The 25,864-nt window shown below is 47.3% G+C and carries 22 protein-coding genes; 15 read left to right on the top strand and 7 right to left on the bottom strand.

The window, feature by feature from the left end:
• The first annotated feature begins 657 nt into the window (after positions 1-657).
• From CIB36_RS10640 to CIB36_RS10630, 3 genes are read left to right on the top strand one after another with little or no spacing between them, the layout of a single operon-like run.
• Positions 658-2,106, top strand: coding sequence for an L-aspartate oxidase (locus tag CIB36_RS10640; RefSeq protein WP_203226447.1), 1,449 nt, complete (start codon positions 658-660; stop codon positions 2,104-2,106).
• 15 nt (positions 2,107-2,121) lie between these two features.
• Positions 2,122-2,961 carry a carboxylating nicotinate-nucleotide diphosphorylase gene (gene nadC, locus CIB36_RS10635; protein ID WP_093989529.1) on the top strand — a complete coding sequence of 280 codons (840 nt, stop codon included), beginning with the start codon at positions 2,122-2,124 and terminating at the stop codon, positions 2,959-2,961.
• Between the two features lie 23 nt (positions 2,962-2,984).
• Positions 2,985-3,449: a VOC family protein gene (locus tag CIB36_RS10630; RefSeq protein WP_093989528.1), complete on the top strand. Its 465-nt coding sequence runs from the start codon at positions 2,985-2,987 to the stop codon at positions 3,447-3,449.
• A gap of 47 nt (positions 3,450-3,496) precedes the next feature.
• On the opposite strand, the gene CIB36_RS10625 is transcribed toward CIB36_RS10630, so the two are convergent.
• Positions 3,497-3,757 (bottom strand): Smr/MutS family protein, encoded by a 261-nt coding sequence (locus CIB36_RS10625; protein WP_203226446.1) that lies wholly within the window; start codon positions 3,755-3,757, stop codon positions 3,497-3,499.
• A gap of 268 nt (positions 3,758-4,025) precedes the next feature.
• Here CIB36_RS10625 and lexA point away from each other — a divergent pair, with 268 nt between their 5' ends.
• From lexA to CIB36_RS10600, 5 genes are all read left to right on the top strand, one after another.
• Entirely contained in the window at positions 4,026-4,601 is a 576-nt protein-coding gene (gene lexA / locus CIB36_RS10620) for a transcriptional repressor LexA (protein ID WP_207726106.1), read from the top strand.
• Between the two features lie 350 nt (positions 4,602-4,951).
• Positions 4,952-7,375: a hypothetical protein gene (locus tag CIB36_RS10615; RefSeq protein WP_093989526.1), complete on the top strand. Its 2,424-nt coding sequence runs from the start codon at positions 4,952-4,954 to the stop codon at positions 7,373-7,375.
• Between the two features lie 285 nt (positions 7,376-7,660).
• Entirely contained in the window at positions 7,661-8,089 is a 429-nt protein-coding gene (gene rplM, locus CIB36_RS10610; RefSeq protein ID WP_093989525.1) for a 50S ribosomal protein L13, read from the top strand.
• A 17-nt stretch (positions 8,090-8,106) separates the two neighbouring features.
• Positions 8,107-8,505: a 30S ribosomal protein S9 gene (rpsI, locus tag CIB36_RS10605; RefSeq protein ID WP_093989524.1), complete on the top strand. Its 399-nt coding sequence runs from the start codon at positions 8,107-8,109 to the stop codon at positions 8,503-8,505.
• Positions 8,506-8,625: 120 nt separating this feature from the next.
• On the top strand, positions 8,626-8,985 hold the full coding sequence (locus tag CIB36_RS10600; RefSeq protein WP_158662666.1) for a DUF2500 domain-containing protein: 360 nt from the start codon (positions 8,626-8,628) through the stop codon (positions 8,983-8,985).
• 76 nt (positions 8,986-9,061) lie between these two features.
• Here CIB36_RS10600 and CIB36_RS10595 read toward each other — a convergent pair whose 3' ends face one another.
• The 6 genes from CIB36_RS10595 to glgB all read right to left on the bottom strand — a co-directional run bounded on the left by CIB36_RS10595 (position 9,062) and on the right by glgB (position 19,674).
• Positions 9,062-10,909, bottom strand: coding sequence for a glycoside hydrolase family 13 protein (locus tag CIB36_RS10595; RefSeq protein ID WP_093989522.1), 1,848 nt, complete (start codon positions 10,907-10,909; stop codon positions 9,062-9,064).
• A 64-nt stretch (positions 10,910-10,973) separates the two neighbouring features.
• Positions 10,974-13,424: a glycogen/starch/alpha-glucan phosphorylase gene (locus tag CIB36_RS10590; protein WP_229408235.1), complete on the bottom strand. Its 2,451-nt coding sequence runs from the start codon at positions 13,422-13,424 to the stop codon at positions 10,974-10,976.
• A 204-nt stretch (positions 13,425-13,628) separates the two neighbouring features.
• The gene (gene glgA, locus CIB36_RS10585) at positions 13,629-15,059 is read right to left on the bottom strand and encodes a glycogen synthase GlgA (protein ID WP_093989521.1); all 1,431 of its coding nucleotides are present in this window, start codon (positions 15,057-15,059) and stop codon (positions 13,629-13,631) included.
• Positions 15,060-15,131: 72 nt separating this feature from the next.
• Positions 15,132-16,250 (bottom strand): glucose-1-phosphate adenylyltransferase subunit GlgD, encoded by a 1,119-nt coding sequence (gene glgD / locus CIB36_RS10580; protein ID WP_093989520.1) that lies wholly within the window; start codon positions 16,248-16,250, stop codon positions 15,132-15,134.
• A gap of 43 nt (positions 16,251-16,293) precedes the next feature.
• A complete protein-coding gene (locus tag CIB36_RS10575) occupies positions 16,294-17,484 on the bottom strand; it encodes a glucose-1-phosphate adenylyltransferase (RefSeq protein ID WP_093989519.1) in 1,191 nt (396 codons plus the stop codon).
• Between the two features lie 45 nt (positions 17,485-17,529).
• Positions 17,530-19,674, bottom strand: a complete 2,145-nt coding sequence (gene glgB / locus CIB36_RS10570) for a 1,4-alpha-glucan branching protein GlgB (RefSeq protein ID WP_093989518.1) — start codon at positions 19,672-19,674, stop codon at positions 17,530-17,532.
• A 420-nt stretch (positions 19,675-20,094) separates the two neighbouring features.
• Between glgB and CIB36_RS10565 the strand changes: the two genes are divergently transcribed.
• The 7 genes from CIB36_RS10565 (at position 20,095) to CIB36_RS10535 (ending at position 25,857) form a co-directional block, all read left to right on the top strand.
• Positions 20,095-20,436 carry a DUF134 domain-containing protein gene (locus CIB36_RS10565; RefSeq protein WP_093989517.1) on the top strand — a complete coding sequence of 114 codons (342 nt, stop codon included), beginning with the start codon at positions 20,095-20,097 and terminating at the stop codon, positions 20,434-20,436.
• 30 nt (positions 20,437-20,466) lie between these two features.
• Positions 20,467-21,306, top strand: coding sequence for an Mrp/NBP35 family ATP-binding protein (locus CIB36_RS10560; RefSeq protein ID WP_093989516.1), 840 nt, complete (start codon positions 20,467-20,469; stop codon positions 21,304-21,306).
• A 113-nt stretch (positions 21,307-21,419) separates the two neighbouring features.
• Complete coding sequence (locus CIB36_RS10555; RefSeq protein ID WP_093989515.1) at positions 21,420-22,223, top strand: Cof-type HAD-IIB family hydrolase; 804 nt, start codon at positions 21,420-21,422, stop codon at positions 22,221-22,223.
• Positions 22,224-22,337: 114 nt separating this feature from the next.
• Positions 22,338-23,009 (top strand): response regulator, encoded by a 672-nt coding sequence (locus CIB36_RS10550; RefSeq protein ID WP_093989514.1) that lies wholly within the window; start codon positions 22,338-22,340, stop codon positions 23,007-23,009.
• A gap of 3 nt (positions 23,010-23,012) precedes the next feature.
• Complete coding sequence (locus tag CIB36_RS10545) at positions 23,013-24,683, top strand: sensor histidine kinase (RefSeq protein WP_093989513.1); 1,671 nt, start codon at positions 23,013-23,015, stop codon at positions 24,681-24,683.
• A gap of 57 nt (positions 24,684-24,740) precedes the next feature.
• A complete protein-coding gene (locus CIB36_RS10540; protein WP_093989512.1) occupies positions 24,741-25,109 on the top strand; it encodes a metal-dependent transcriptional regulator in 369 nt (122 codons plus the stop codon).
• A 169-nt stretch (positions 25,110-25,278) separates the two neighbouring features.
• Complete coding sequence (locus CIB36_RS10535; protein ID WP_093989511.1) at positions 25,279-25,857, top strand: DUF3267 domain-containing protein; 579 nt, start codon at positions 25,279-25,281, stop codon at positions 25,855-25,857.
• Positions 25,858-25,864 lie beyond the last annotated feature (7 nt).

Below are 25,864 nucleotides of genomic sequence, written 5' to 3'. Positions count from 1 at the left end.
TTTCCTGTATTCATTTTTCCATTCTGTTTTTCTTGCTTTTCCACAATATCTCCTCACTTTTCCTCGGTCATACGGAGAAAATTTCCCTTCAATCATCCAAAAATAATCACAAAATAATAAGCCGAGCCCCTTTTTGTTCTTGGCTCCGCTGAGATCTCCGTACATCAATCATACTTGTCTGCTTATGTAGCCTGGCTGTTTCCGATCGGCCACTATGGGTCTGTATCCCGCTCGTATTACCGTACACGTTTCATGCCACATCAGAAAATCGGAAGAAAAAGCATGATAAGGTCATCATTCTGTGATGTTTTGCTTTTTGTTCCGTCCAAACCGTAAGAGAAAACTTTAACCGAACTGTTTCTTTATTCTTATTGTATCCACCTTTGCAAGGCTTGTCAAGAAAATCCATCTGTTTTGGGACAGGCTTCACAGTTTGTTCAGTTTCCAGTTCCCCTCTTCCCTACAAATTAGGCATTTTCCATACAGGCTGGCAATCAAAGTATTGGCTGGCATCCCCCTGCTTTATACAAAAACTATAAGACGACCCGTGTGTTTTTAAAAAAATCATGCCGTGAAACATTGCGGCCGCTTATCTTTTTATGGTATACTTGTAACGTATGATAATCAGCCAATGATTTATTGGGGATGTGAAAGATAGTGAAAAAAGAATATGATGTTGTCATTGTCGGTGCCGGGATCGCCGGGCTTTACGGCGCATTGAATTTAAGCCCTGGCCTTCGGGTGCTGCTGGTTTGTAAAGAGGAACTGATCCTCAGCAACTCCGCGCTTGCCCAGGGAGGGATCGCCGCCGTCATTGACACAGAAAACGACAGTGCTGACGCTCACTTTAACGATACGCTGATCGCAGGCGGGTTTAAAAACAACCCGAACGCAGTCCGGATCCTGGTGGATCAGGGGCCAAAGGAGGTCCGCGCACTGATCGAACAGTACGGCGCAGAATTTGACCATGAAAACGGGTCTCTGCACTTTACCCTGGAGGGCGGTCATTCCAAGCCCCGTATCGTCCATTATAAAGATTATACCGGGCGGGCTGTTTCCGAAACATTGATCGAGGCCGTGAAAAAGCGGAAAAACGTGGAACTGCTGGAACACGCTGTGGTCTGCGGCATGGCAAAAGGGAAAGGCTTCAGCTTCGACATTTTGTCCGGAGACGAGCATTTTCTGGTCAGTTCCCACTACTGTATTCTGGCAACAGGTGGGATCGGCCGGGTATACGAATACACTACGAATTCCAAGATCGCGACCGGCGACGGTATTGCCCTTGCTTACCAGCTAGGCGCCAAGATCAAGAATCTTCATCTGGTCCAGTTCCATCCAACCGGGTTTGCCAATCACCTGACCCGTGAAACCTTCCTAATCTCGGAATCAGTGCGCGGGGAGGGCGCCTATCTTCTCAACTGCCGCCGGGAACGCTTTATGCACAAATATGACGAGCGCCTGGAACTGGCTCCCAGAGATGTGGTTTCCCACGCTATTATGGAAGAACAAAAAGCGACTGGCTCTAAGGAGTTTTATCTGGATATTACCCATAAGCCCGCTAACTTTGTCCGGGAACGGTTTCCAATGATCTACAGCCGGGTTTTAGAACAGGGCTTTGATATGACGAAAGAACCGATTCCGATCTACCCCTGCCAACATTACCTGATGGGTGGAATCGATGTGGACCTTAACGGGAAATCCTCCGTCGACCGGCTCTATGCTGCCGGAGAATGCTCCCACACCGGGGTGCACGGAAACAACCGTTTGGCCAGCAATTCCCTGCTGGAGGCTCTTGTCTTCTCCCACCGTGCGGCGGACGAGATCAACCGTCTGGCACAGGAGGAACAAATTTCCCCTGTACCAGCCGAGTTCCCAGAAATACAGAACGCCCTGCCCTTGCCGGCAGGTATCCGCACCGAGACCCGCGCGATCATGCAGCGCGCTTATTTCATCACGCCGAACCAACAAGAGATCGTAAACGGATATGAACGTGTCTGCGCCCTGAAAAAGCAGCTGGAAACCACCCCTTACCGGATAGATCGCGACTATGTGGAAGCAAAAAGTCTGGTGACCGTTGCTTACATTATCTTAAAAGAATTACTGTAAAGGAGCTTTTTGAATATGGAACTGCCTTTCTTTTATGTTGACGACCTCATCAAAAGGGCTTTGAGCGAGGATATCAATTATATCGACGTTACCAGCGATTACCTGATCGCGGACAACAGTGTTTCCACAGCTAAATTTTTGGCCAAGGACAGCGGCGTCGTCTGCGGGATCGACATCGCAATGCGGGTGTTCTCCATGCTGGACGACACCCTGCAATACACCCTTTTCAAACATGACGGCGACCGGGTGGAAAAGGGGGACATCCTTGTGACCTTTACCGGAAAAACCCGCGCCATGCTCAAGGGAGAGCGTACTGCTTTAAACCTGATCCAGCATATGTCCGGGATCGCCACAGCTACCCGCAAATGTGTAGATCTTGTGAAAGGGACCAACGCCACCATCGCCTGCACCCGTAAAACACTGCCGGGGCTTCGTCCCATTCAAAAATACGCGGTCGTGGTCGGCGGCGGCCGGAACCACCGCTACAACCTAAGCGATGCCGCCATGCTCAAGGATAACCACATCGACGCCTTTGGCGGGATTACCGGGGCGGTAAACGCCCTGCGCACCAAGACTGGGCACATGGTGATGATCGAGGTGGAAACCCGTACTTTAGAAGAGGTGCAGGAAGCACTGGACTGTGGCTGCAATGTCATCATGCTGGACAACATGGACTACGCCACCATGAAAAAAGCGGTAGAAATGACCGCAGGGCGCGCCAAGCTGGAAGCCTCCGGCAACGTGACGCTAGAAAATATCGCAGACGTGGCAAAAACCGGGGTGGATATTATCTCCCTGGGCGCGCTGACCCATTCGGTCAAGTGCTTTGACATTTCCATGAAGATCGAAAAATAAATTTTTCATAAAGGAGGATCCTCATGCAGTTTCAAAACCCCTTGCTGGCTGTTTCAGATTTGGAACGCTCGAAGCAGTTCTACCGTGAAGTGCTCGGCTTGCATGTGATCTTGGATTTTGGCGCAAACGTCACCTTGACCGGCGGGATCTGCTTACAGACGAAAGAAAGCTGGAGCGGCTTTTTGGAAGGCGCCAAGCTTACTTTCGGCGGGCGGGTTTCAGAACTTTATTTTGAGGAAGATGATTTTGACGGTTTTCTGCGAAAATTGGAGACCCTGCCGCAGATCGAACTGGTCCACCCCGCAAAGGAACATCCGTGGGGACAGCGGGCAGTGCGTTTTTATGATCCGGACCATCATATAATAGAGGTAGGCGAGGCCATGAAGTCTGTCTGCCTGCGCTTTTTGGCGGAGGGGATGACCGTGAAGGAAGCCGCCAAACGCATGGATGTGCCAGTTGAGTATGTAAACGACTGTATCCGTTCTTAACAACAAGTAAAAAAGCATACCGCAGACTGTTACTGCGGTATGCTTTTTTACTCAATGATCAAAATCGTTTCTCCGGCATTCATTGTCAGGATACGCCGTTTTAACCGGCTGTGCTTTAATTCCTTGCGCACCATCGTCTGCAAACGGTTTCCGGCATGGTAACCATGGATCACAGTGATCTGTCCGTAATCTTTTGGTAGGCGTTCGATCTTTTGGATCAGCGTCTTTTTCGCCTGCTCCGCCGTCATGCCGTGAATATCAACCGTCATATTCAAAACACCCATTTTTTCACGCTCTTTTTCTTTCATCTCTCCGGACACAAAAACGGCGATGAAGTGGGGGCTTCATCGCTGTTTTTGCAAATACTTACTTGAGGGGTATTTATTGAGGAGGGTAGAGTATAAAACTCACTCATCTAATGAGTATCCTTATTATACACCATTTTTCTGAATTTGTGTGTAAAAATATGTGAAATTATCTAAAAATTAAAAAAAATTGTGACTTTATACGGAAAATATGCTATAATATAGTTGATTTTTCATAAACCAACAGGAACTTAAATTGAGGTGAATCCCATTGAATGAGAAAGCCAAATTGATCTATGAATATATTGTTGACCGGATCTCCCATAATCTTTCCCCAACTGTCCGGGAGATTTGCAGGGATCTGAATATCAAATCGACCTCTACCGTGCACCGGTATATCAACGAGCTGTGTGAAGAAGGGCTGATCGTTAAGCTGGACAACCATAACCGGTCCATCCAGCTCCCCAATTCCAATGTTGCGCGCGTCCCGATTTTGGGAAACGTAGCGGCTGGTTCCCCCATCACCGCGATCGAGGAGATCGAAGGATATATCCCCTTTGACAGCGGTTTCGGCGATCCCAGCGAGCTGTTCGCACTCACCATCAAGGGGGACAGTATGATCAATGCCGGTATTTTTGATGGGGACATCGTGATCGTGAAAAAGTCCCCTGTCGCAAGAAATGGGGAAATCGTCGTCGCCTTGGTAGACGACTCTGCTACCACAAAAACTTTTTACAAGGAAAATGGCCATTTTCGCCTTCAGCCTGAAAACGACGATTACGAGCCGATCATCGTAAAGGAAGTAGTGATTTTGGGGAAAGTAGTGGCTTCTATCCGGTATTTCTAGTTCTCTTAATCTTTCCCATAAAAAAACAGACAAACTTTTCCCAGATAAATTAGCGATTCCCATAAAAAAGGAAAGAATATCCTTTTAAAGCTTGAAAATGTAATTCGATTAGATTATAATACAGGTGGGATTGGGTATTTCGCTTTAAAATCGTGTACTTTTCCATTCTAAAATAAAAAGCAAGAAAACAGCCTAAAATTGGGCTTTTTTCTTGCTTTTTTTATGCCTGTTTTTAAGAATGAAAAAGTACAGATTATCTCTGCAAAAACAAAGCTTTTATTTTTACCTATAATTCAAAAAAGCCGGATCCCCCATACGAATCCACAAAATACTTAGGAAGGTGAATCATTATGACGCAAAAAGCAAAGTTTCGCAAAGCCATCAGCATCTTTGTCACAGTATTGATGGTAGTGGCATTGATGCCAAGCATAGTATTTGCGGACGCGACCTATCAGGAATGGTCTAAAGCAGACTCCCTGCCAACCAGCGGGGTTTATAAGCTGACCACCGACGTTACCTTGTCTGATAAAGTGACTGTTGGCGGCTGGGCCAGTGAAAGACCAGAGCAGCCGACAAAAACCCTTGTGCTGGATCTGAACGGCCATACGATCACAGCTTCTTCAAAAGGGGCTTTCTATGTACAAACCAGCGGCGGTTTGACTATTGAGGACAGCTCTGCTGAAGGAACTGGTAAGATCGTTTCTAATGGAAGCAACGAGATTATTTATGTAGGCGGCGCTTTCTCCATGACAGGCGGAACCATTCAAAACGACACATCAAGCTACGCTTTGTTTGTAAACGGTTCCGGAAAAGCGGATGTATCGGGTGGCAGCATTATAAACACTGCCAAAAACGGCTATGCAGTTCAAGTAAATTCTAATGCCAGCATGAATTTTTCTAACGGTACCATTCAAAATACCGTAAACGGCGGACAGGCAGTTTATGTGAACACTTCTGCCAAATTCACCATGACTGGCGGTAAGGTAATGCAGGACAGCACCTATAGTTCCAGCGCTGCGATCTATTCCAATGGGCAGAAAGATTCTTCTGTTACCATTGCTGGCGGGGAAGTTGTTTCTAAATCCATAGGGGTTTACTCCGCATTTTCACCGGTCACTGTAACCGGCGGCTCCATTAACGCGGACAATTATGCTTTCCAGACCCGTTACGCTACCGTCGATCCCGCAGAAGGTAAAGAAGTAGCCGTAACAAGCGGCAAATCGATCTTTTATACATTTGGTAGTTCCGATAATAAAGTACTGGGCGGGGATTTTGATGCTCCTGCCATCGTAAAAGAATATACTACTAGTGATGACAATAAGAAAGCTACTATCTCCGGCGGTTCGTTCACCACTTCCCCGGCAGATTATGTAGATGCAGACAGTACTGCCGTAGGCTACACCAAACCGGGCGAAGACAAAGTGTTCCTGGTTGGCAGCAGCAAAGAAATTGCTGAAGAAGTAAATTCTGCTGTTGCTGGCTCAACCATTGACATCTTAAAAGGTGACGTCGACCTTTCCATCGCAGTTGACGGTGTGACCATCAGCAATTCCGGCGACGGGAATGTTACCGTAAACGGGGATAAAGTAAACCAAGGCGACAACATTGTCATTGAACATCCAACTGTAAGCGTTACCAAACCGGATGTATTCACAGTTGGCGAAGCTCAGGAATATACTGTTTCCACCACTGGCGGAAGCAAAACCGGCACTATGGTAAAAGGCTATTTTAAAGCTGACAATGCAAATATCGCGAAGATCGAATACTATGAAACAGCAGATGGCAACTGGTACGAACTCACCGGGGACAGCTTTGGTCCGCAGTCCGGCTTCCCGTTAGGCGACTTCACCAGCAAATTCCGCGTTACCTTTACCGAAGCTGGTTCCGTGAATGCTACCATCCAGATCAAAGCAGTAGACAATGACGCTGTTCTGGCTGAAACTACAGCAACTTTCACCGCAAAGGATGCTCCAACTGTAACCGTTACCAAACCGGATACATTTACGGTTGGTCAAACTGAGGAATTTACCATTTCCACCACTGGCGGAAGCAAGGCGGGCACCATGGTGAAAGGTTTCGCTACTGTAACTGGCGATACCAGCATTGCGAAAATCGAATACTATGAAACAGCAGATGGCAACTGGTATGAACTCACCGGGGACAGCTTTGGTCCGCAGTCCGGCTTCCCGTTAGGCGACTTCACCAGCAAATTCCGCGTTACCTTTACCGAAGCTGGTTCCGTGAATGCTACCATCCAGATCAAAGCAGTAGACAATGACGCTGTTTTGGCTGAAACTACAGCAGAATTTAAAGGTGTTCCTGCACCCCATGTCCACACACCTACAGAGGTAAAAGCAAAAGCTGCTACCTGCACAGAGGACGGAAACATCGCTTACTGGTACTGCGCTGACTGCGGTAAATACTTCAGCGACGCGGCCTTGACCAACGAAATTTCCAAAGAAGCTACTGTTGTAAAAGCAACTGGTCATCATGCGGTCAAAGTAGAAGCAACAGAACCAACTGCAACAGATTCGGGCAACATTGCTTACTGGTACTGCGCTGACTGTGGCAAATATTTTAGTGATGAAGCTTTGACCAAGGAGATCTCCAAAGATTCTATTATGATCCCTGCAACAGGAGAAAAACCAGACAAAAATGAAACAACAGATGTTCCTAAAACCGGCGATACAGGAATGCTCCCATGGATGCTGGCGCTTCTGTTATCCGCAGGCGGTTTCACCGTTTTAGGGATAAAGAAAAAACACGCAAAATAATTATTAACGTCTTAACCGGCTTTCCTTACGAAAGCCGGTTTTTTTATCTCAAGGTGAAAAATATACAAAAATAAAAATAAAACAATTTCCCTCACTGTCGTTTTAACAAAAATCAAAAAAATGAAATGGGGAATGAGAAACAGAGAGAAACAGAGTAAAACAGAAAGATTTTAAGAGTATAAGAGATATATATTAAAATAAAGGCAAAATATCGATTGACTCTGTTTGGACAAACCAGTATAATAAATTATGCTAATTTAAGAATGAATTATTGGAGGAACGAATATGTCAACTACAATGCCAAAGGCTCAAGAAGTTAGCCGCAAATGGTATGTGATCGACGCTGAAGGAAAACCTTTGGGTCGTGTAGCCGCAAAAGCTGCTCACGTTTTGCGCGGTAAACATAAACCTTCTTTCGCACCGCACTGTGACTGTGGCGACCACGTGATTGTCATCAACTGCGATAAAGCTGTTTTGACCGGCAACAAAGCAGAACAGAAATTTTACAGATGGCACACAGGCTGGATCGGTGGCTTAAAAGAAGTAAAATACTCCCACCTGATGCAGAGCAATCCTGAAAAAGCTATGATGCTTGCAGTCAAAGGTATGCTTCCTGACACTGTTTTGGGCAGAAACCAGCTGCGCCGCTTAAGAGTTGTAAAAGGCTCGGAACACGGCCACGCTGCTCAGAAACCTGAAGCTTACACATTATAAGAAGGAGGCAACTACTGATGTACGATTCTAAACCATATTTTTATGGCACAGGCAGAAGAAAAAGCTCTGTTGCCCGCGTAAGAGTATATGCCGGAACCGGTTCTATCACCATTAACGGCAGAGATATTGATGAATATTTTGGCCTGGAAACCTTAAAACTGATCGTTCGCCAGCCGTTAAATCTGACCGATACCCTCGGCAAATTTGACATTGTCTGCAACGTAAGCGGCGGCGGTGTGACCGGCCAGGCTGGCGCCATCCGTCACGGCTTATCCAGAGCTTTGCTTCAGTACAGCGAAGAACTGCGTCCTGCTTTGAAGAAAGCTGGATTCCTGACCCGTGACCCGAGAATGAAAGAACGTAAGAAATACGGTCTTAAAGCGGCTCGCCGTGCTCCGCAGTTCTCTAAGAGATAGTTTTCAAAAATTATTTTACTGCAAAAAGCCCCAATATTTGGGGCTTTTTTCTTTGCTTTTGATCTGTCCGATAGAAATGGCTGTCTAAAACCCCATCTCTCTGCGAAAGGAGCGCGCGCTTTGGCCCCCTTGCAATTTGAAGTTATTTCGTTCATAGTCCTTTTTGCTATCGTGCTTTTCGTGATACTTGTTGTCCTGATCAAGCAATGGCGGCGCAACAGCCGCGCCCCTAAGCTTATCGTAACGGCAAAAGTAGCGTCAAAACACATCCAAACCAGCTGCCGTATCCGGCGGGGAAGCTCGTCTATCTCTCACCGTACCAAGGTCTATTGGTATTTTGTGACCTTTGAAGCAGAGGGTGGGGTGCTTCTTGAATTTTCCGTAAACAAACGTGTATATGTAAGCCTCAAAGAAGCCACCAGCGGAAAGCTTACATTTCAGGGGACCCGTTATCTTGGCTTTGAGTCCGCTAAAAAGTAACGACTGTTTTGCCCTGCACTTTCCAGCAAATTGATACAGATAAAAAGAGAGGGATTCTTTTAGAATCCCTCTCTTTTTATCTTGCACGAAGCAATGCAAAGCCATACTTTGACAGCCGCAGGCATCCGTCTTCCCATTCCCCGCCTGCCATCATCTCGATCGAGTAGTTTGTAAAGCATTCGTAATGGTCGTTCATACAGGTGATGAACACCAGCTTTTCAGCCAAAGCTTCTCGTTGAAAACACACAACGCCGTTTCGGTCGGCGAGTACTTGGATCGTCCCGATCTGCAAAGCCGTATGCTGTTTTTTCAACCGCGCCAGCTCTTTAAAATAGCGCTGAAGTTCTTTGTCCTGATGCTCCCAATCAAAAAAGGCGCGGTTTAACGGGTCTTCAAACCCCTGCATACCGATTTCATCCCCATAATAGATACACGGACAGCCCGGCAGCATAAACTGCAAAAAGCCAGCCAATTTGAGCCGCTGTACTGCTTTTTGGTACTCCTCTGCGCTTAGCCGGTAGTTGGCCCGTTCCTCCTTACTCTGCGGATACTGGTTGGCGCCAAGCACTGTGAGGATCCGCATGGTATCGTGAGTAGAAAGGCTGTTCATCACACAGTCCAGCACCGGCTTCGGGTAATTTTCCGCGATGCTCATCACCGTCTGTGCCAGCTGCCCGGAGGATTGCTCCCCTTTTACATAACCGATGACCGCATCCTTATAGGGATAGTTCATCGTGGCATCCAATTCCTGATTTGTAAAATATTTCCTGCGCACACTGTAACTGATTTTATAGGAGGCATCTTCCCATACTTCTCCCAGAACAAGAGCATTGGGGTTCAGTTCTTTGACACGGCGGTGAAGCCTTGCAATAAATTCATCCGGCAGTTCATCCGCCACATCCAGCCGGAACCCATCTGCGCCGAGGCGCAGCCAATGCGCAACGACACTGTCCTCCCCCTCGATGATATAGTCAAGGAATCCCGGGTCCAGTTCCTCGGTACACGGCAGGGTGTTGATTCCCCACCAAGAATGGTAGCCGTTTGGGTCTTTGGGGTCAAACTGGAACCATGACCGGTAAGGGGAATCCGGATTTCCGTAAGCGCCTTCTGTCCCGTGTTCACGGTATTTGTCAAAATAGATGCTCCTCTCCCCAGTGTGGGAAAATACGCCGTCCAGCAGCAGCTTCATGCCGCGCTTGTGCACCGCTTCACAAAGAGCGCAAAAATCCTCCTCTGTCCCCAAAAGCGGGTCAATGGCCTTATAATCGCAGGTGTCATACCGGTGGTTTGAATAGGCGCTGAAAATCGGGTTTAAATAAAGTACCTGAACGCCCAGTTCCTCCAAATACGGCAGTTTCTCCATGATTCCCTGCAGGTTCCCGCCAAAAAAATCATTATTTTGAACGATTCCCTTTTCGTCAGGACGGTATACCGGAGTCTCGTCAGTACTTTGGTGCATCACAAAGGATTTCAATTTCCCAGAGGTATCGCAGGTTCCCTTTTGGAAAAACCGGTCTGGGAAGATCTGATACATCACCTTGCCTTGAAAGCCCTGAGGCGTGTCATAACCCCTTGCAAAGCAGGTCAGCTGCCATTTTCCATTTCCTGTTAAAGCGGGCTTATCTTCGTGTTTCCACACAAAAAAAGTTTCCCAGCCTGCCTGCACCTCAAAATAATAGTAGTACAGCCCGCACTCTTCCAGCTTAAAACGTCCGCGATAGTTTAAGTATCCATGTTCTCCTGCATCCTGTTGAAGCAAAATCTTGTTCAAAAGGTTCCCCATGTCATCTTCCAAGCATAAAGAAACCGCCTGAATATGATGATCGCTCGGGATCTGTATCATAATAGAACAGGGTTCCCCCTGCCGCAGACAGCCGAACGGGGTTTTATACTTTTTTTGTCTGCTGTCAAATAAGATCTCCATCTTTTCTCACCTTCTCATAAAAAGAAGCGCTGGCAAACGCAAGCGCTTCCTTTTATTGTTCTCTTTATTTGATGCCTTTTACCTGCCAAATATCGTCTGCATATTCTGTTACTGCGCGGTCCGCGGAGAACAGGCCCGCTTTCGCAATATTCACTAAGGACATATTGAAGAATTTCCGTTTATCCAGATAAGTCCTCCCTACCTCCTCCTGCTTGCGGACATAGGAGTCAAAATCAGCCAAGGTCATGTATGCGTCCGCCGCCCCATAAGAATTGGTGAGCAGGGATTTTGCGATCTCGTCAAAACGGGAGCCCAGCACACCGGAGGTCAGCATATCAATGACACGGCGCAGTTCCAGATTTCCATTGTAGTATTCAACCGGGTTATATCCCTTTTTCCACAGTTCCTCTACCTCTGGAGCCGTCAGACCAAACAGGAAGATGTTGTCATCCCCTACCTGCTCGTGGATCTCCACGTTGGCGCCGTCCAAAGTCCCCAATGTCACGGCCCCGTTGATCATCAGCTTCATGTTTCCGGTACCGGACGCTTCTTTCCCGGCAATAGAGATCTGTTCTGAAATATCCGCCGCGGGGATGATGATTTCAGCTAGGGACACCTTGTAATCCTCCAGGAAAACAACCTTTACCTTTTCCCGAACGGCCGGATCGGAGTTTACCAGCTTGGAAACCGCGTCGATCAAACGGATCACCTGTTTTGCCATAAAATATCCAGCGGAAGCTTTGGCCGCGAAAATGAAGGTACGCGGCGGAATATCCAGATTCGGATTTTCTTTGATCACACAGTAAAGATGCATGATATGAAGTACATTCAAAAGCTGACGCTTGTATTCATGCAAACGCTTGATCTGCACGTCAAAAATTGAATTTGGATCAACGTTGATCCCGTTGGAGCGTGCAATATAGTTGCAAAGTACTTCTTTATTATACCGTTTGATTTTTTGCAGGTCCTGCAGTACATTGGCCTTGTCATAGTACTTCATCAGCTTTTCCAAGGCGTTCGCGTCATGCAGGAAGCCATCCCCGATCCATTCCCGCAGCTTTTCAGTCAGCTTCGGGTTGGATTGACACAGCCAGCGGCGGTAAGCGATCCCGTTTGTCACGTTGGTAAACTTATCCGGAGCGATGTGGTAATAGTCATGGAAAATACTGTCCTTCAAAATGTCACTGTGCAGTTTGGATACCCCGTTTACCTTATGGCAGCAAGCCAAGCAAAGGTTCGCCATCCGCACCTCGTTGTTCGCGATCACCGCCATATATTCGATCTTTGCAAGATCTCCCGGATAAACGGTATTCAGCTGGTTTACCAAACGGCGGTTGATCTCTGCCACCAACTGATAGATCCTAGGCAGCTGTTCCCGGAAGAGGTATTCCGGCCAGCGTTCCAGCGCTTCGCTCATCACTGTATGGTTGGTATAAGCAAGGGTGTTTTGACAAATATCCCACGCGCGGTCCCAGTCATAGCCATAGTCGTCCAGCAGGATACGCAGCAACTCAGGAACGCACAGCGCTGGATGGGTATCGTTGATGTGGATGGCTGCCTTTTGGGGCAGGCTGTCCAAATTGTCAAAGTGCTTCAAATGATTTTTCACAATGCTTTGCAGGGAAGCGGACACAAACAGATACTGCTGTTTTAAACGCAGGATCTTCCCTTCCACATGGTCGTCCGCCGGATACAGCACCTTAGAAATTGCTTCAGCCATAGCGTTTTGTTCAATCGCCTTGACATAGTCGCCGCGGGAGAACGCGTTCATATCCATATTGCTGGGGGATTTGGCGCTCCACAGAACCAGCTTGTTTACCGCGCCACTGTCATAGCCGGAAATAAACATATCATAGGGTACGGCAAGAACCGGGGTATAATCGTACTGCTCTATCTTTAACTTACCGTCCTGCATCCATTCATGGACCTGACCGCCAAATTTCACCTCAACGGCGTCCTCTTTCCGGGGGATCAGCCAAACGTCGCCCATGTCCAACCAGTTGTCCGGAAATTCCATCTGCCAGCCGTCAATGATCTTCTGTTTAAAGATCCCAAACTCATACCGCAGGGAAAAACCGGTAGCCGGGATATGAAGCGAGGACATCGCGTCCATATAGCAGGAAGCCAAACGCCCTAACCCGCCGTTGCCAAGCCCAGCGTCCGGTTCGATCTCGTACAGATCGTCTAAATCTACATTCAAATCTGCCAAAGCAGCACGGAAGCTATCCTCCAGCCCCAAATTGTAAAGATTATTGTGCAGGGAAGTCCCCACCAAAAATTCCATAGACATGTAGTAGACCTGTTTGGCCTGTTGTTTTTCATAGCGGCTGCAAAAGTCGTTCCGGGTTTGTACCAAAAGGTCCCGCACAACCAGACAGACCGCCCGATATGTTTGCTGCTTTGTTGCCTCATCTAAGTCGCAGCCAAAGGACTGCATACATTTTTCACTTAACAGTGAAAGGATCTTTTCTTTTTGCATCGTCATCATTTCCATCTCCCTTTTTTCTTTCTTCATAAAGAACCTCCTCACGTTCTATTCTATCCAGAAGCGGGAAATTCAGTCCCTCCAAAGGGATAATTTCTCATTATCAAAGAATATCCTTATGGTCTTTATCAAACCATAAGGATATTATCATTATTTTACGATATTTTGCACAAACTTTCAAGGTGAAAACTAGACAAATCTTCCAGTTTAAAATCCCGTATTTCTCGCCACACATTACAGGCTTCTGTAAATTTCCAGATATCGCTTTACAGGCTCTTTCCAAGAACAATCGTAAGACATAATATTTTTTACTAAGATTGCAAGTTTTTTCTTGTCACTCCAAAAGTCAACCGCCATTTGGACAGAATGCAGCATATCATGCGCATTGTAGGATTTAAAGGTAAACCCTCTCCCCTCCATAGTTTCTGGATTTAGCGCCGGGACTGTGTCAAACAGCCCGCCGGTTTCCCGCACGATCGGAATGGTCCCGTACCGCATGGAGATCAGCTGGGACAGCCCGCACGGTTCACTCTGCGAGGGCATCAAAAACAGGTCGGCCCCTGCATAAAGCTGGTTGGCAAGCACCGGGTCAAATAAAATATTTGCCGACATCTTATCCGGGTGTTCCCATGCAAGCCGCCAGAACAGGTTTTGGAATTTTTCGTCGCCGGTCCCGATCACAACAAGCTGAATGTCCATCTGCATCAGGTCGTTGGCAACATATTCTACCAGGTCCAGCCCCTTGTGGGAAACCAGCCGGGATATCATCCCGATCACCGGCACATCAACATCGACCGGCAGTCCCAGTTTTTCCTGCAAAGCCGCCTTGTTCGCCGCTTTCCCTTTCAGGTCGCCGATCTGATAGTTTTGAAACAGCTTTGGGTCGGTAGCCGGGTTATACAGATCTGTATCGATGCCGTTCACGATCCCGTCCACTTTATATCCATATTCCTGCAAAATATCCTGTAGCCCATGTGCGAAATAAGCGTGGCGGATCTCGTAGGAATAGGTTTTGGAAACAGTAGTTACCTTATCGGACAGTACGATCGCCGCTTTCATAAAGTTTAAGCAGTCTACATAATGCAGGACGTTGAACCAGTATTCATTCAACCCAAGGACATCCTGAAAAAAGGAGTCCGGCACTTTTCCCTGATACTCGATATTATGGATCGTAAACACGGTACGGATCGCCTGGAAACGCTCCATATGGCAGTAATTAGCCTTTAAGAATACCGGCACCAAAGCGGTCTGCCAGTCGTTGCAGTGGATGACATCCGGGGTATACTCCATATGGATCAAAGATTCCAAAATCGCCTTGCTGAAAAACGCGAACCGTTCCCCGTCGTCATAATCACCGTAGGTAGAATCCCGCCCGCCAAAGTAATAGTCGTTATCTAAAAAGTAATAGGTCCAGTTGTCTTTTGCTGTTGCTGCCTTAAATAAACCGCAGTACAAATTTCGCCAGCCCAGCGGGACGCTGAAATTGGTGATAAATTCGATCTCATACTCCGGATTGGTCTTTATAGATTTATAATACGGCATAAATACGCAGATTTCGACATCTTTTTGATTCGCCAGTTCGTTTGGCAAAGCATAAGCAACATCTGCCAACCCGCCGGTTTTTTTGTATGGGGCCGCTTCACTTGAAGCAAATAATATCTTCATTCCTGTTCTTCCTTTCGGGGACTTTTTAAAAGAAGAAGCCACTGGCAGAAATCTGCCAGCGCTTCATACCGACTATATCGTATCGCCTTTTTGGATGATGACCGGCGCACGTTCCGAACCCGCCAGAGTCCTACCTTCGGTGATCTGAGCATCCTTATCCAAAATGGTATATTTGATATTTGCCCCAGCGTGGATCACAGTTCCCTGCATCACGACGCAGTGGTCTACAACCGCGCCTTTTTCCACCACAACATTCCGAAATATGATAGAATCTGTCACTGTTCCTTCGATCCGGCAGCCATCTGCAATCAAGCTGTCTTTCACCACACAGTCATGGTCGTAATAGGTGGGGACCTCGTCACGTACCTTTGTGTAGATCGGGTTCTGCGGATCAAAAATATCCCGCCGCACATCTTCCTGCAGCATCCGGCAGTTGTTCATGAAGTAGGAAGGGACATCCCGGTTGCGCAGGACACTGCCTTTAAATTCATAAACATTCACAGAAAGCGAGCCTTCCAAAAATTCGCGCTGCACAAAATCCCGTTCAAAGTGGTATCTTCCATGGGACACCGCTTCTTCTACCACATGCAGCAGCAGGTTTTTCTCGATCAAAAACATTCCCATACCGCACAGGTTTTCTTTCGTAAAGCTATGTTTAATGGCAATATCGGTCACCATATTGTCATCATCCACAGAGATCACAAAATCCCGGACCTCATCATCATTATCCGGTTCTTCCCGATTGGCTACCACCGTGATCTGTGCGCCGGAACGCAGGTGTTCTTTTAACACCAGTTCGTAGTCGATATTGCAGATCACATTGCAGTCAGACATCAGGATATACTTTTCCTTAGTCCGCTTCAAAAACGCGATCGCCCCATACAATGCTTCCAGCTTGCCCTGATAAACGTTTGTCTGCCCAGTCCCAAACGGCGGCAAAATGAATACTTTACTGTTTTTCCGGCTCATGTCCCATTCTTCGCAGGAGCCAAGATGGTCGATCAGCGACTGGTAGTTATATTTTGTGATGATCCCAACATTGTTAAAACCGGAGTTGCTCATGTTCGACAGCACAAAGTCGATCAAACGGTAACGGCCGCCAAACGGTACAGACGCCAGTGTCCGGTACTTTGTCAAATCCCCCATATAGGCGTCATAAATATTGGAGAAAATGATACCTGTCATATTCATATATTAATCACCCATTCTTCTGCTGATAGATATTTTTGTGAATTTAAAGAACCTGTTTTGGGGCGACGACCTCGCCGTCCTCGATCTTCCTGCCGGTGCCGACGACTGCGATCCCCCATGCATTGATCGCATAGTCTTTCGGAGAACGCCCGATGACCGCCTCTTTGCCGATCACCGCATTTTCCCCAATAATGGTGTAGTTGAGCTGCGCGCCCTGTTTTACCAAAATGTTCGGCATGATCACGCTGTCCTTGATCACAGCGCCCTCCTCCACGACACAGCCGGTAAAAATCACGGAATTTTCTACCGTGCCGCGAATGACGCAGCCCTCTGCGACGATCGAATTTTCAATCTTCGCCGTACCGCTGACAAAGCTTGGCGGTTTTGCATAATTTCGGGTGTAGATCTTAAAATCATCGTCCTTAAGCTCAATCGGCACAGAAGGATTGATCAAGTCCATATTTGCTTCCCACAAGCTGTCCAGTGTCCCAACATCTTTCCAATAGCCGGAAAATGGGTAGGCAAACATTCTCTGCTTGTCTTCCAGCAGTTTTGGCAAGATATTCTTTCCGAAGTCATTCGAAGAATTAGGGTCCTGTTCATCCATTTCTAAGTACTTCTTCAGGATCTTCCAGTTAAAGATATAAATGCCCATATTGGCATTGGTGCTCTTCGCGTGTTCCGGTTTTTCCTCAAATTCGTAAATGGAATGATCCGGATTGGTATTGATGATCCCGAAACGGTGCGTTTCCTCCATCGGAACATCAATGGCTGCGATGGTGCAGTCCGCGTTTTTTTCTTTGTGATATTCCAGCATCTTGGAATAATCCATCTTATAGATATGGTCCCCGGACAGAATCAGCACATATTCCGGGTTATACATATCGATAAAATGCATATTCTGATAGATCGCGTTAGCTGTTCCCTTATACCATTCCGAACGGTCGCTCTGCGCGTAGGGCGGCAGGATCCTGGCGCCGCCGTAATTGCGGTTTAATCCCCATGGCTGTCCGTTTCCTACATAAGCATTCAGCACCAGCGGCTGGTACTGGGTCAGGATCCCAACCGTATCGATCCCTGAATTGACACAGTTGGAAAGAGGGAAATCAATGATCCTGTATTTCCCTCCGAACGGCACCGCCGGCTTGGCAATATCAGAAGTCAATACTTTCAAACGGCTTCCCTGTCCGCCCGCCAGCAACATCGCGATGCACTCTTTGCGTCTTTCTAACATAAGTGTTTGCCTCCTTAATTGAATCGCTCTTATTCTATTTTATGTTTATTTTTTACGGGATTTTTTTGCAGCCTTTTTCTCATCTAAATTTCCTGTTTCTGCCTTAGCGGGAACTTTCTTTTTGTCAGAGGCGTTAGCTACCTTTGGTGTTGGGTTCGCCTTTTTCTGCTCTGCAGACGATTTTTTAGCTGCTGTTTTTGAGGCAGGCGCCTTTTTCGCTTTCACAGCCCCTTCTGCCTTTTTCTTGGTGCCTGCCACCCTTTTTTTCTCTACTGTATAGAACACGGTGGACATCGGCGGAACCGTGAGCTCCACGCTCTGCAAATATCCATGCATCGGTACGTCTTCACTGGTGACCGCTGTCAGGGCTGTTCCCAGCCCGCCGTATTTTTTATCGTCGCTGGACAGCACCGGCGTATATTTTCCCCTATAAGGGACTCCAATACGGTAGTTCTCACGCAAAACCGGGCAGAAATTGCACACGGCAATGAGTTCTTTCCCTTTCTGGTCGATCCGCCGGAACGCGATAACGCTCTGTTCATGGTCATCATGGCTAATCCACTGGAAGCCCTCCCAGTCGGTGTCGTTCTGCCACAGCGGAGGATGCTCTAAATAAAAGTGGTTTAAGTCTTTCACATAGTCCTGCATCTGGCGGTGACGCGGGTAATCCAGCAATAGCCAGTCCAGCCCTTGCGCAAAGTTCCATTCAATAAACTGCGCAAATTCATTCCCCATAAAGTTCAGTTTTTTGCCTGGGTGCGCCATCATGTACCCGTAAAACGCCCGCAGATTATCAAATTTCTGATCGTAATCCCCTGGCATTTTATTGATCATCGAGGCCTTTCCGTGGACAACCTCGTCGTGGGAAAGAGGCAGGATATAGTTTTCTGAAAAGGCATAGGTCAGGGAAAAGGTCAAGTTGTGGTGCAGTCCCTTACGATATAACGGGTCGGTAGACATATATTGGAGCATATCGTTCATCCAGCCCATGTTCCACTTAAAGTTAAATCCCAATCCCCCTTCATAAGGCGGCTTGGTCACTAACGGGAATGCCGTGGATTCCTCCGCGATCATCAGCGCCGAGGGATTCGCTTCAAACGCGGCGGTGTTCATCTCCCGCAAAAATTCGATCGCTTCCAGATTTTTGTTTTCCCCATATTGGTTCGCGCGCCACTGGCCGTCCTGTTTGCCATAATCCAGATAAAGCATAGAAGCGACCGCGTCTACCCGGATCCCATCTACATGATATTTTTCCAGCCAGTAAACAACATTGGAGATCAGGAAGGATTTCACTTCGTTTTTCCCGTAGTCAAAAATGCGAGTCCCCCAATCCGGGTGTTCGTTTTTTAACGGATCTTCATATTCATAGCAGCACTGTCCGTCAAATTCATAAAGTCCCTGCTCGTCCTTTGGAAAATGTGCCGCGACCCAGTCCACAATTACTCCGATCCCCGCCAGATGGCACTGGTTGACAAAATTCATAAACGCGTGCGGCGTTCCATAGCGGGAGGTCGGCGCATAGTATCCGGTCACCTGATAGCCCCACGAAGGATCGAACGGATATTCCGATACCGGCATCAGTTCAATGTGGGTATAGCCCATTTCCTTCACATAAGGGATCAGTTGTTCCGCCAGCCGGTTGTAGCTTAAAAACTCCCCTTCCTCGGTCTGTTTCCAAGAACCAAGGTGGAGTTCATAAATATTCAACGGGTTTTTCATAAGATTGCGTCGGGAAACGGTAGAGCGGTAACGCCCGTCCGTCCATTTGAAGCCGTCAATGTCATACACTTTGCTTGCCGTTCCCGGCCGGGTTTCCATATGGTAAGCATACGGGTCGCTTTTATAGCAAAAAGAGCCATCCTGCTTTTCTATATAATATTTATACGCATCATAAATTTGGACCCCTGGAATAAAGCATTCCCATAAATCTGAAGAATTCTCCATCTGCGCCATTTTTGGAGCCGCAGTATAGTCCCAATGGTTAAAGTCGCCTACCACACGGATCCCTTTTGCATGCGGCGCCCAAACACGGAATAAAAATCCTGTCTGCCCATCCTGCTCCGCGCGATGACAACCCAACAATTCATATGTTTTATAGTTTTCACCCTTGTGGAACAGATAGACCGGAAAATCTTCGGGAGCAGACGGGATTTTCTTCTGCTCCTGTACAATGTTTTGCTGCTGATTCATGTGATTCCACTGCCTTTCTATTCTTTCTTATCCTGCCCCAAAGCTTTAAAATACCAATTCTTTCTTCTGCCAATCCTTTTTATGAGTCTGCTTTGGAGAAATTTATCATTTTTTCTTTTGAAGCTATGTTCATTATACAACATTATATAAAAAATTACCATATAATTCTTGTAAAATAAATGTTATTTATACCAAATGCACAATGTTTTTGGAAAATTTCTGTATCTTCGGATACAATTTCTTCGCCAAGCCTTTCTGGAAGCGGATCGAACGGTCTACTTCCGGCCAAAATAAAAAAGGAGGATTGACATTTGAGCATATGCACATTATACTGAAAGAGATGAGCCTACGCGCATCTTTCATTATAACGACACAGGATCGCGTTTCTTGTAGAATCATGATCGAAAGGAGTATCATTTTATGCCCGGAATCACAAAAAACCGAAAGATCTGCTATATCCCGGAAAGTAAGGTCTTCCGTCCGGACAACCAGACAAAAGCCTCTGTTGCCCTTACCTTTGATGAGATTGAAGCTGTGCGGCTGGCGGATCTGGAAATGCTGGACCAGGATACCGCTGCGGAACGGATGGAAATATCCCGCGCCACCTTCCAACGCATCCTGCATTCTGCGCACCGAAATATTGCGGACGCGCTGATCAATGGAAAGATCATCGAAATTAAAGGCGGGAAGTATGTGGTGGCGGACAACCATTGCCAATGTGATACTTCCTGCTTAAACTGCCGTTTTGAAGAAAGAAAATAAGCTCGTATCAATAGAAAGGAACGATAAACTATGAGTGAATGCAGCCATAACTGTGACACCTGCTCCCAGAAATGCGATTCCAGAGATCCCAAAAGCTTTCTGGAGCGCCCCCATGAAATGAGTACGATCCGGAAAGTGATCGGCGTTGTCAGTGGAAAGGGCGGCGTTGGGAAATCACTGGTCACTTCTATGCTCGCCGTCGCGTTAAAACGCCGCGGCTGGAACACCGCTATTCTGGACGCCGACGTGACCGGGCCGTCTATCCCCAAGGTATTCGGGGTAAAGGAACGGGCCATGGCCAGCAGCATGGGGATGTTCCCGGTAAAAAGCAAAACTGGGATCGACCTGATGTCGGTAAACCTTTTGCTGGAGGATGAAACCACCCCGGTGGTATGGCGCGGGCCGGTGATAGCCGGAACCGTCAAACAGTTTTGGACCGACGTCATCTGGGACGACGTGGATTATATGTTTGTGGATATGCCTCCCGGGACTGGCGACGTTCCGCTGACCGTGTTCCAGTCTATCCCGTTGGATGGCATCCTGATCATCACTTCCCCGCAGGAGCTGGTATCTATGATCGTTGCCAAAGCAGTGAACATGGCTAAAACTATGAATATCCCGATTTTGGGCATTGTGGAAAACTATAGCTTTGCCCGATGTCCGGACTGCGGGAAAGAAATTAAGCTGTTTGGGGACAGCCATATCGAAGAAACCGCGGCCCAGTTTGGGATCGATGTTCTTGCAAAACTTCCGATCGACCCAGAGCTTGCCAAAGCCTGCGACCAGGGAGTTATCGAATTGTTCCACGGCGATTACGCGGAGCATCTATGCGATGTGATCGAAGAAAAAGCACCGGTCACAAAGGAATAAATATATATTTCGGCCCCTGCACGCCAGCGTGCAGGGGCTCGCTTTTTCTTTATAAATGGTATATACTGAAGAAAAATACTTGCCAAAACACGCGCAGAAAGGGAGTAGTTCTCATGCCAAAAATCAAAATCGTATTCAGCGACATAGACGGCACCCTGTTAAATTCCACCCACCAGATCACTCCATTGACACAACAGGCTATCAGGGCATTGGAGCATGCGCAGATCCCCTTTGTGATCGTTTCGGCAAGAGGGCCTTCCGGCATCACACCGATCATGTGGGAATACGGATTTCAATGCCCCATGATCTGCTACAGCGGGGCATTGATCCTTTCCGAAAACGGCCAGGTCCTTTTCCAGAAAGGCTTTCAAAAGCGTACTGCTAAAGCAATCATCGAACTGGCGGAACAGCGTCAGTTTGATTTAAGCTGGTGTCTGTTTTCCTTTGACGAATGGATCGTCAAGGATAGGTCAGACCCTAGGATCGTCCGAGAGGAAAAGATCGTAAAAGCGGAGTCAAAGCAAGGCTCCCTTGAAACGATCGCCGGTGATGACGTCCACAAGATCCTGTGCATCTGTAATCCAAGGCAAATTCTAACGATCGAACAGGAATTAAAAAAAGCGTTTCCACACCTTTCCATTGCCAAATCTGCCGATCATCTTCTTGAAATCATGGAGCGCGGGGTCACAAAAGCCGCCGCGGTTAAACAATTTTGCCAGATGCGGCAGATCGCTCCGGCTGATACAGCGGCCTTTGGGGACAATTATAATGATCTTGAGATGCTGCAAACGGTAGGGCATGGATTTTTCATGGAAAACGCACCGGCAGAGTTGAAGCGCCTCTTCCCCTGCCACACCAAAGACAACGACCATGACGGGATCTTTTTTGCCCTGCGTAAGATGGGACTGGATTTATAGCAGTTCAGGAAAGGGGCTTTTTTCATTTCCTCTTTGCCTTGCCAGAAACGCCAAAACATTGTATACTGATATGGTAACAAGCTTTTCGTTTAACACAGATAATGGAGTGATCTTATGACCATTTTTATCGTAGAAGATGACAAGGATATTCGTGAAATGGAACGGTATGCCCTGCAAAACAGCGGGTTTGATGTCATGGAATTTTGCGACGCAGAGCAGCTGGAAAAGACCATCCGCCACACCCTGCCGGATTTGATCCTGCTGGATATCATGCTTCCCGGGCAGGACGGCCTTTCCCTGCTGGAGGATCTGCGCCAGAGCCCGCGCACCAAGCACATCCCGATCATGATGGTAACCGCCAAGACCACTGAAATGGATAAAGTAAAAGGGCTGGATACCGGGGCGGACGATTACATCACCAAACCGTTCGGCGTCATGGAGCTGATCTCCAGGGTCAAGGCGTTGCTGCGCCGCAGCAGCCTGATCACACAAAAACAGGTTTATGAATATCGCGGCATCATACTGGATGATACCTCCCATATCGTGACCTCTATGGGGGAACCCTGCGAGCTTACCTATAAAGAATACGAATTATTAAAATTTTTGATTTCCAATCCTACTGTCGTGCTTACCAGAGAGCAGATCATGAACCATGTATGGGATTTTGACTATGAGGGCGAAAGCCGCACCATTGACATGCATATCAAGACGCTCCGCAAAAAGTTGGGCGACTGCGGCAAGGAGATCCGTACCGTGCGAAATGTGGGGTATAAGCTGGGAGAGTAATCAATGGAATCAAAAATCACCTCCAGCCTGTTTTATATTGGGCTGATCGCAGTCGTGATCGCATTTACCCTTTCTGCCCTGATCTTTCAAGAGGCCAGGGAGGATCAAATCAAAGAAGACCTGTGGGAGCAGACAGAGATATTATCCCAAAGCTATGATATGATGGAAGACCCTGTTTCCCAGATTGCCGGGTTTCGGACCAAAAACAGCCGCATCACTCTGATCGCGCCAAATGGAACGGTGCTGTTTGACAGCACGGCAGATATTGCCGGATTGGACAACCATGCTGACCGGCCGGAGGTAGAAGACGCCCTCCAGTCCGGAAAAGGGTATAGCGTCCGCAGCTCTTCCACCCTGCTCAAGGATCTTCATTACTGCGCCCTGCGTTTGCCCGACGGAAATATTCTGCGCATTTCTGTGGAAACCAGCAATATCTACCAGCTTTTCTGGCGGGCTTCCCCCCTCTTGGTGGGAATTATTTTATTTTTGCTTTTGCTGTCGATCATCTTTTCCATCTTTTTGATGCAGAAAATGCTGGTACCTATCAAACTGCTGGCAAATAATATCAGTCATCCGGAAGCGGTAAAGGATCATTCCAAGATTTATCAGGAGCTGATTCCGTTTATTCAGGAGATACAGCACCAGCGCACCCAAAATCAATTCCAGTTGCGGGAATTGACCGAGGAAAAGAATAAACTGCAAACATTGATACAAAATATGGCGGAAGGGATGCTTTTGCTGGATCAGGAGGAAGCGGTTCTGGTAGTGAACGACAGTGCTTTGCAATACCTTGGACAAACTTCGTTTACCGACCGCCAGCATTTGATGACGTTATCTGACATCCCGCAGCTCAACAGCTGCATTCATGAGGCCATCCACGGGAACAGCACCTCACAGGTGCTACAGCTCCAAGGGAAATATATCCAGGTATTTACCAACCCCGTGATGAATGATGATTCCCAGATCGGCGTGATCTGCCTAATGCTGGACGTTACGGAAAAAGCGCAGATGGAACAGATGCGGCAGGAGTTCACCGCCAACGTTTCACATGAATTAAAGACCCCGCTAACCTCAATCTCCGGCTATGCGGAGATGATCGCCACCGGGTTCGCCAAGCAGGAGGATGTGGTCCATTTTGCGCAGGTGATCGGGAAAGAGGCCTCCCGCCTGCTCACCCTGATCAGCGACATTATCCAGCTTTCGGAGTTGGATGAATCGCCGGCCTCCTCCCAAACGAAATCAGTCGATCTTTATTCCCTTGCTGAAGACTGCCTAAAATCACTGGAAATCGCGGCTCAGAAAAAGAACATCTTACTTCTTCTGGAAGGAGAGCCGACCTCTGTGTATGGGGTCCGTCACCAGCTTTGGGAATTGATCTATAACCTTTGTGACAACGCGATCCGCTATACACCCTCCGGCGGCAGGGTGACGGTGACCGTAAAGGAACAAAAGGTCACGGTAAAGGACAACGGCATTGGGATCCCCAAGGAGCATCAAGCGCGAATTTTTGAACGGTTTTACCGGGTGGATAAAAGCCGTTCAAAAGAAACCGGGGGGACAGGGCTTGGTTTGTCCATTGTCAAGCACATTGCGGAACGCCATCATGCCGCTGTCATATTGCACAGCGAAGAACAGCGCGGCACGGAAATAGCTGTAGATTTTACAGCGCATTGAAAAAAGTCACAGAATATGATATGATGATGTCATATTTATCAGAAAGGGGCTGAACAAATGAAAATACAGGAGTCAGCAGAAAACTATTTGGAAACAGTTTTGATTTTATCTGAGAGGAATGGTTCAGTCCGTTCTATCGATATCGTAAATGAACTGGGAGTGACGAAACCCAGCGTCAGCGTTGCTATGAAAAATCTGCGGGAAAACGGCTATCTTTTCATGGATCCCAGCGGCTACATCACCCTAACAGACAAGGGTGCGCAGATCGCAAACACCATGTACGAGCGCCATACGCTGTTGTCCGATTGGCTGATCAGATTAGGCGTCACCCCAAAAACCGCGGTAGAAGACGCATGCCGGATCGAACATGTCATCAGCGCGGAAAGCTTTCAAGCAATCAAACAGCATACGGAACAAAAAAAATAAAATAAACAGGCCCGCTTTCAATATGTAGGGCAGGGAGATTTCTTGCTTCTATTTCCTTATGGGCCGGTCAGTGAATAGAACTGGCTTTAGGCATGTACTGTACCTCTTTTACCGTTAGTAAAGCGGAAATTTTTATATTACATCAAATTAGTAAACGGAAGGATCCATTATGAAAACCTTTCATGAATTGCCTAGCGGATATATCGGGTATTTTGCACTCGATTTGCAAAACAATAAAAAAACGATGCTGCTTGTTAATCTTTTAGCTGCTCTGATCGCGATCGTTATGGTTGTTTTTATGCATTTTTATGTACCGGTTTTTACATTTTTCAATGCAGAAAACGGCATCATATTGTTTTGGGTAAAATCCCTTTTTTTGCTTGCCATGATCATTGCGTATATGTTCTTGCATGAATTGATACACGGTATCGCCATGAAAATCTGCGGTACAAAGAAAGTGAGTTATGGATTTACCGGGATATATGCCTACGCGGGGAGCGCAGATTATTACGGCAAGGCAACATATATCTTTATAGCGCTCGCGCCGGTTGCAGTATTTTTGATATTGCTTACGATCGTTAATTTTTTCGTGCCGTTATCATGGTTTTGGACAATATATTTGATACAGGTCGTCAATGTTTCTGGCGCGGCAGGCGACATATATATAACCTGTAAGCTTTTGAGGATGCCGAAAAATATATTGATAAAAGATGCAGGCATCAGCATGATGGTTTACATACAGCAATGACCGGCAA

This window comes from Massiliimalia timonensis (assembly GCF_900186585.1).
GTDB classification, from domain to species: Bacteria; Bacillota; Clostridia; order Oscillospirales; family Ruminococcaceae; genus Massiliimalia; species Massiliimalia timonensis.
The sequence above is the reverse complement of the archived record's forward strand: the minus strand, read 5'-3'. Positions and strand labels throughout refer to the sequence as shown.

Coding starts and splice junctions, on each gene's coding strand:
- nadC (WP_093989529.1), top strand. CDS start 2,122: ATGGAACTGCCTTTCTTTTATGTTGACGACCTCATCAAAAGGGCTTTG.
- CIB36_RS10630 (WP_093989528.1), top strand. CDS start 2,985: ATGCAGTTTCAAAACCCCTTGCTGGCTGTTTCAGATTTGGAACGCTCG.
- CIB36_RS10625 (WP_203226446.1), bottom strand. CDS start 3,757: ATGAAAGAAAAAGAGCGTGAAAAAATGGGTGTTTTGAATATGACGGTT.
- CIB36_RS10615 (WP_093989526.1), top strand. CDS start 4,952: ATGACGCAAAAAGCAAAGTTTCGCAAAGCCATCAGCATCTTTGTCACA.
- rplM (WP_093989525.1), top strand. CDS start 7,661: ATGTCAACTACAATGCCAAAGGCTCAAGAAGTTAGCCGCAAATGGTAT.
- rpsI (WP_093989524.1), top strand. CDS start 8,107: ATGTACGATTCTAAACCATATTTTTATGGCACAGGCAGAAGAAAAAGC.
- CIB36_RS10595 (WP_093989522.1), bottom strand. CDS start 10,909: ATGGAGATCTTATTTGACAGCAGACAAAAAAAGTATAAAACCCCGTTC.
- CIB36_RS10590 (WP_229408235.1), bottom strand. CDS start 13,424: ATGAAGAAAGAAAAAAGGGAGATGGAAATGATGACGATGCAAAAAGAA.
- glgA (WP_093989521.1), bottom strand. CDS start 15,059: ATGAAGATATTATTTGCTTCAAGTGAAGCGGCCCCATACAAAAAAACC.
- glgD (WP_093989520.1), bottom strand. CDS start 16,250: ATGAATATGACAGGTATCATTTTCTCCAATATTTATGACGCCTATATG.
- CIB36_RS10575 (WP_093989519.1), bottom strand. CDS start 17,484: ATGTTAGAAAGACGCAAAGAGTGCATCGCGATGTTGCTGGCGGGCGGA.
- glgB (WP_093989518.1), bottom strand. CDS start 19,674: ATGAATCAGCAGCAAAACATTGTACAGGAGCAGAAGAAAATCCCGTCT.
- CIB36_RS10565 (WP_093989517.1), top strand. CDS start 20,095: ATGCCCGGAATCACAAAAAACCGAAAGATCTGCTATATCCCGGAAAGT.
- CIB36_RS10560 (WP_093989516.1), top strand. CDS start 20,467: ATGAGTGAATGCAGCCATAACTGTGACACCTGCTCCCAGAAATGCGAT.
- CIB36_RS10555 (WP_093989515.1), top strand. CDS start 21,420: ATGCCAAAAATCAAAATCGTATTCAGCGACATAGACGGCACCCTGTTA.
- CIB36_RS10550 (WP_093989514.1), top strand. CDS start 22,338: ATGACCATTTTTATCGTAGAAGATGACAAGGATATTCGTGAAATGGAA.
- CIB36_RS10545 (WP_093989513.1), top strand. CDS start 23,013: ATGGAATCAAAAATCACCTCCAGCCTGTTTTATATTGGGCTGATCGCA.
- CIB36_RS10540 (WP_093989512.1), top strand. CDS start 24,741: ATGAAAATACAGGAGTCAGCAGAAAACTATTTGGAAACAGTTTTGATT.
- CIB36_RS10535 (WP_093989511.1), top strand. CDS start 25,279: ATGAAAACCTTTCATGAATTGCCTAGCGGATATATCGGGTATTTTGCA.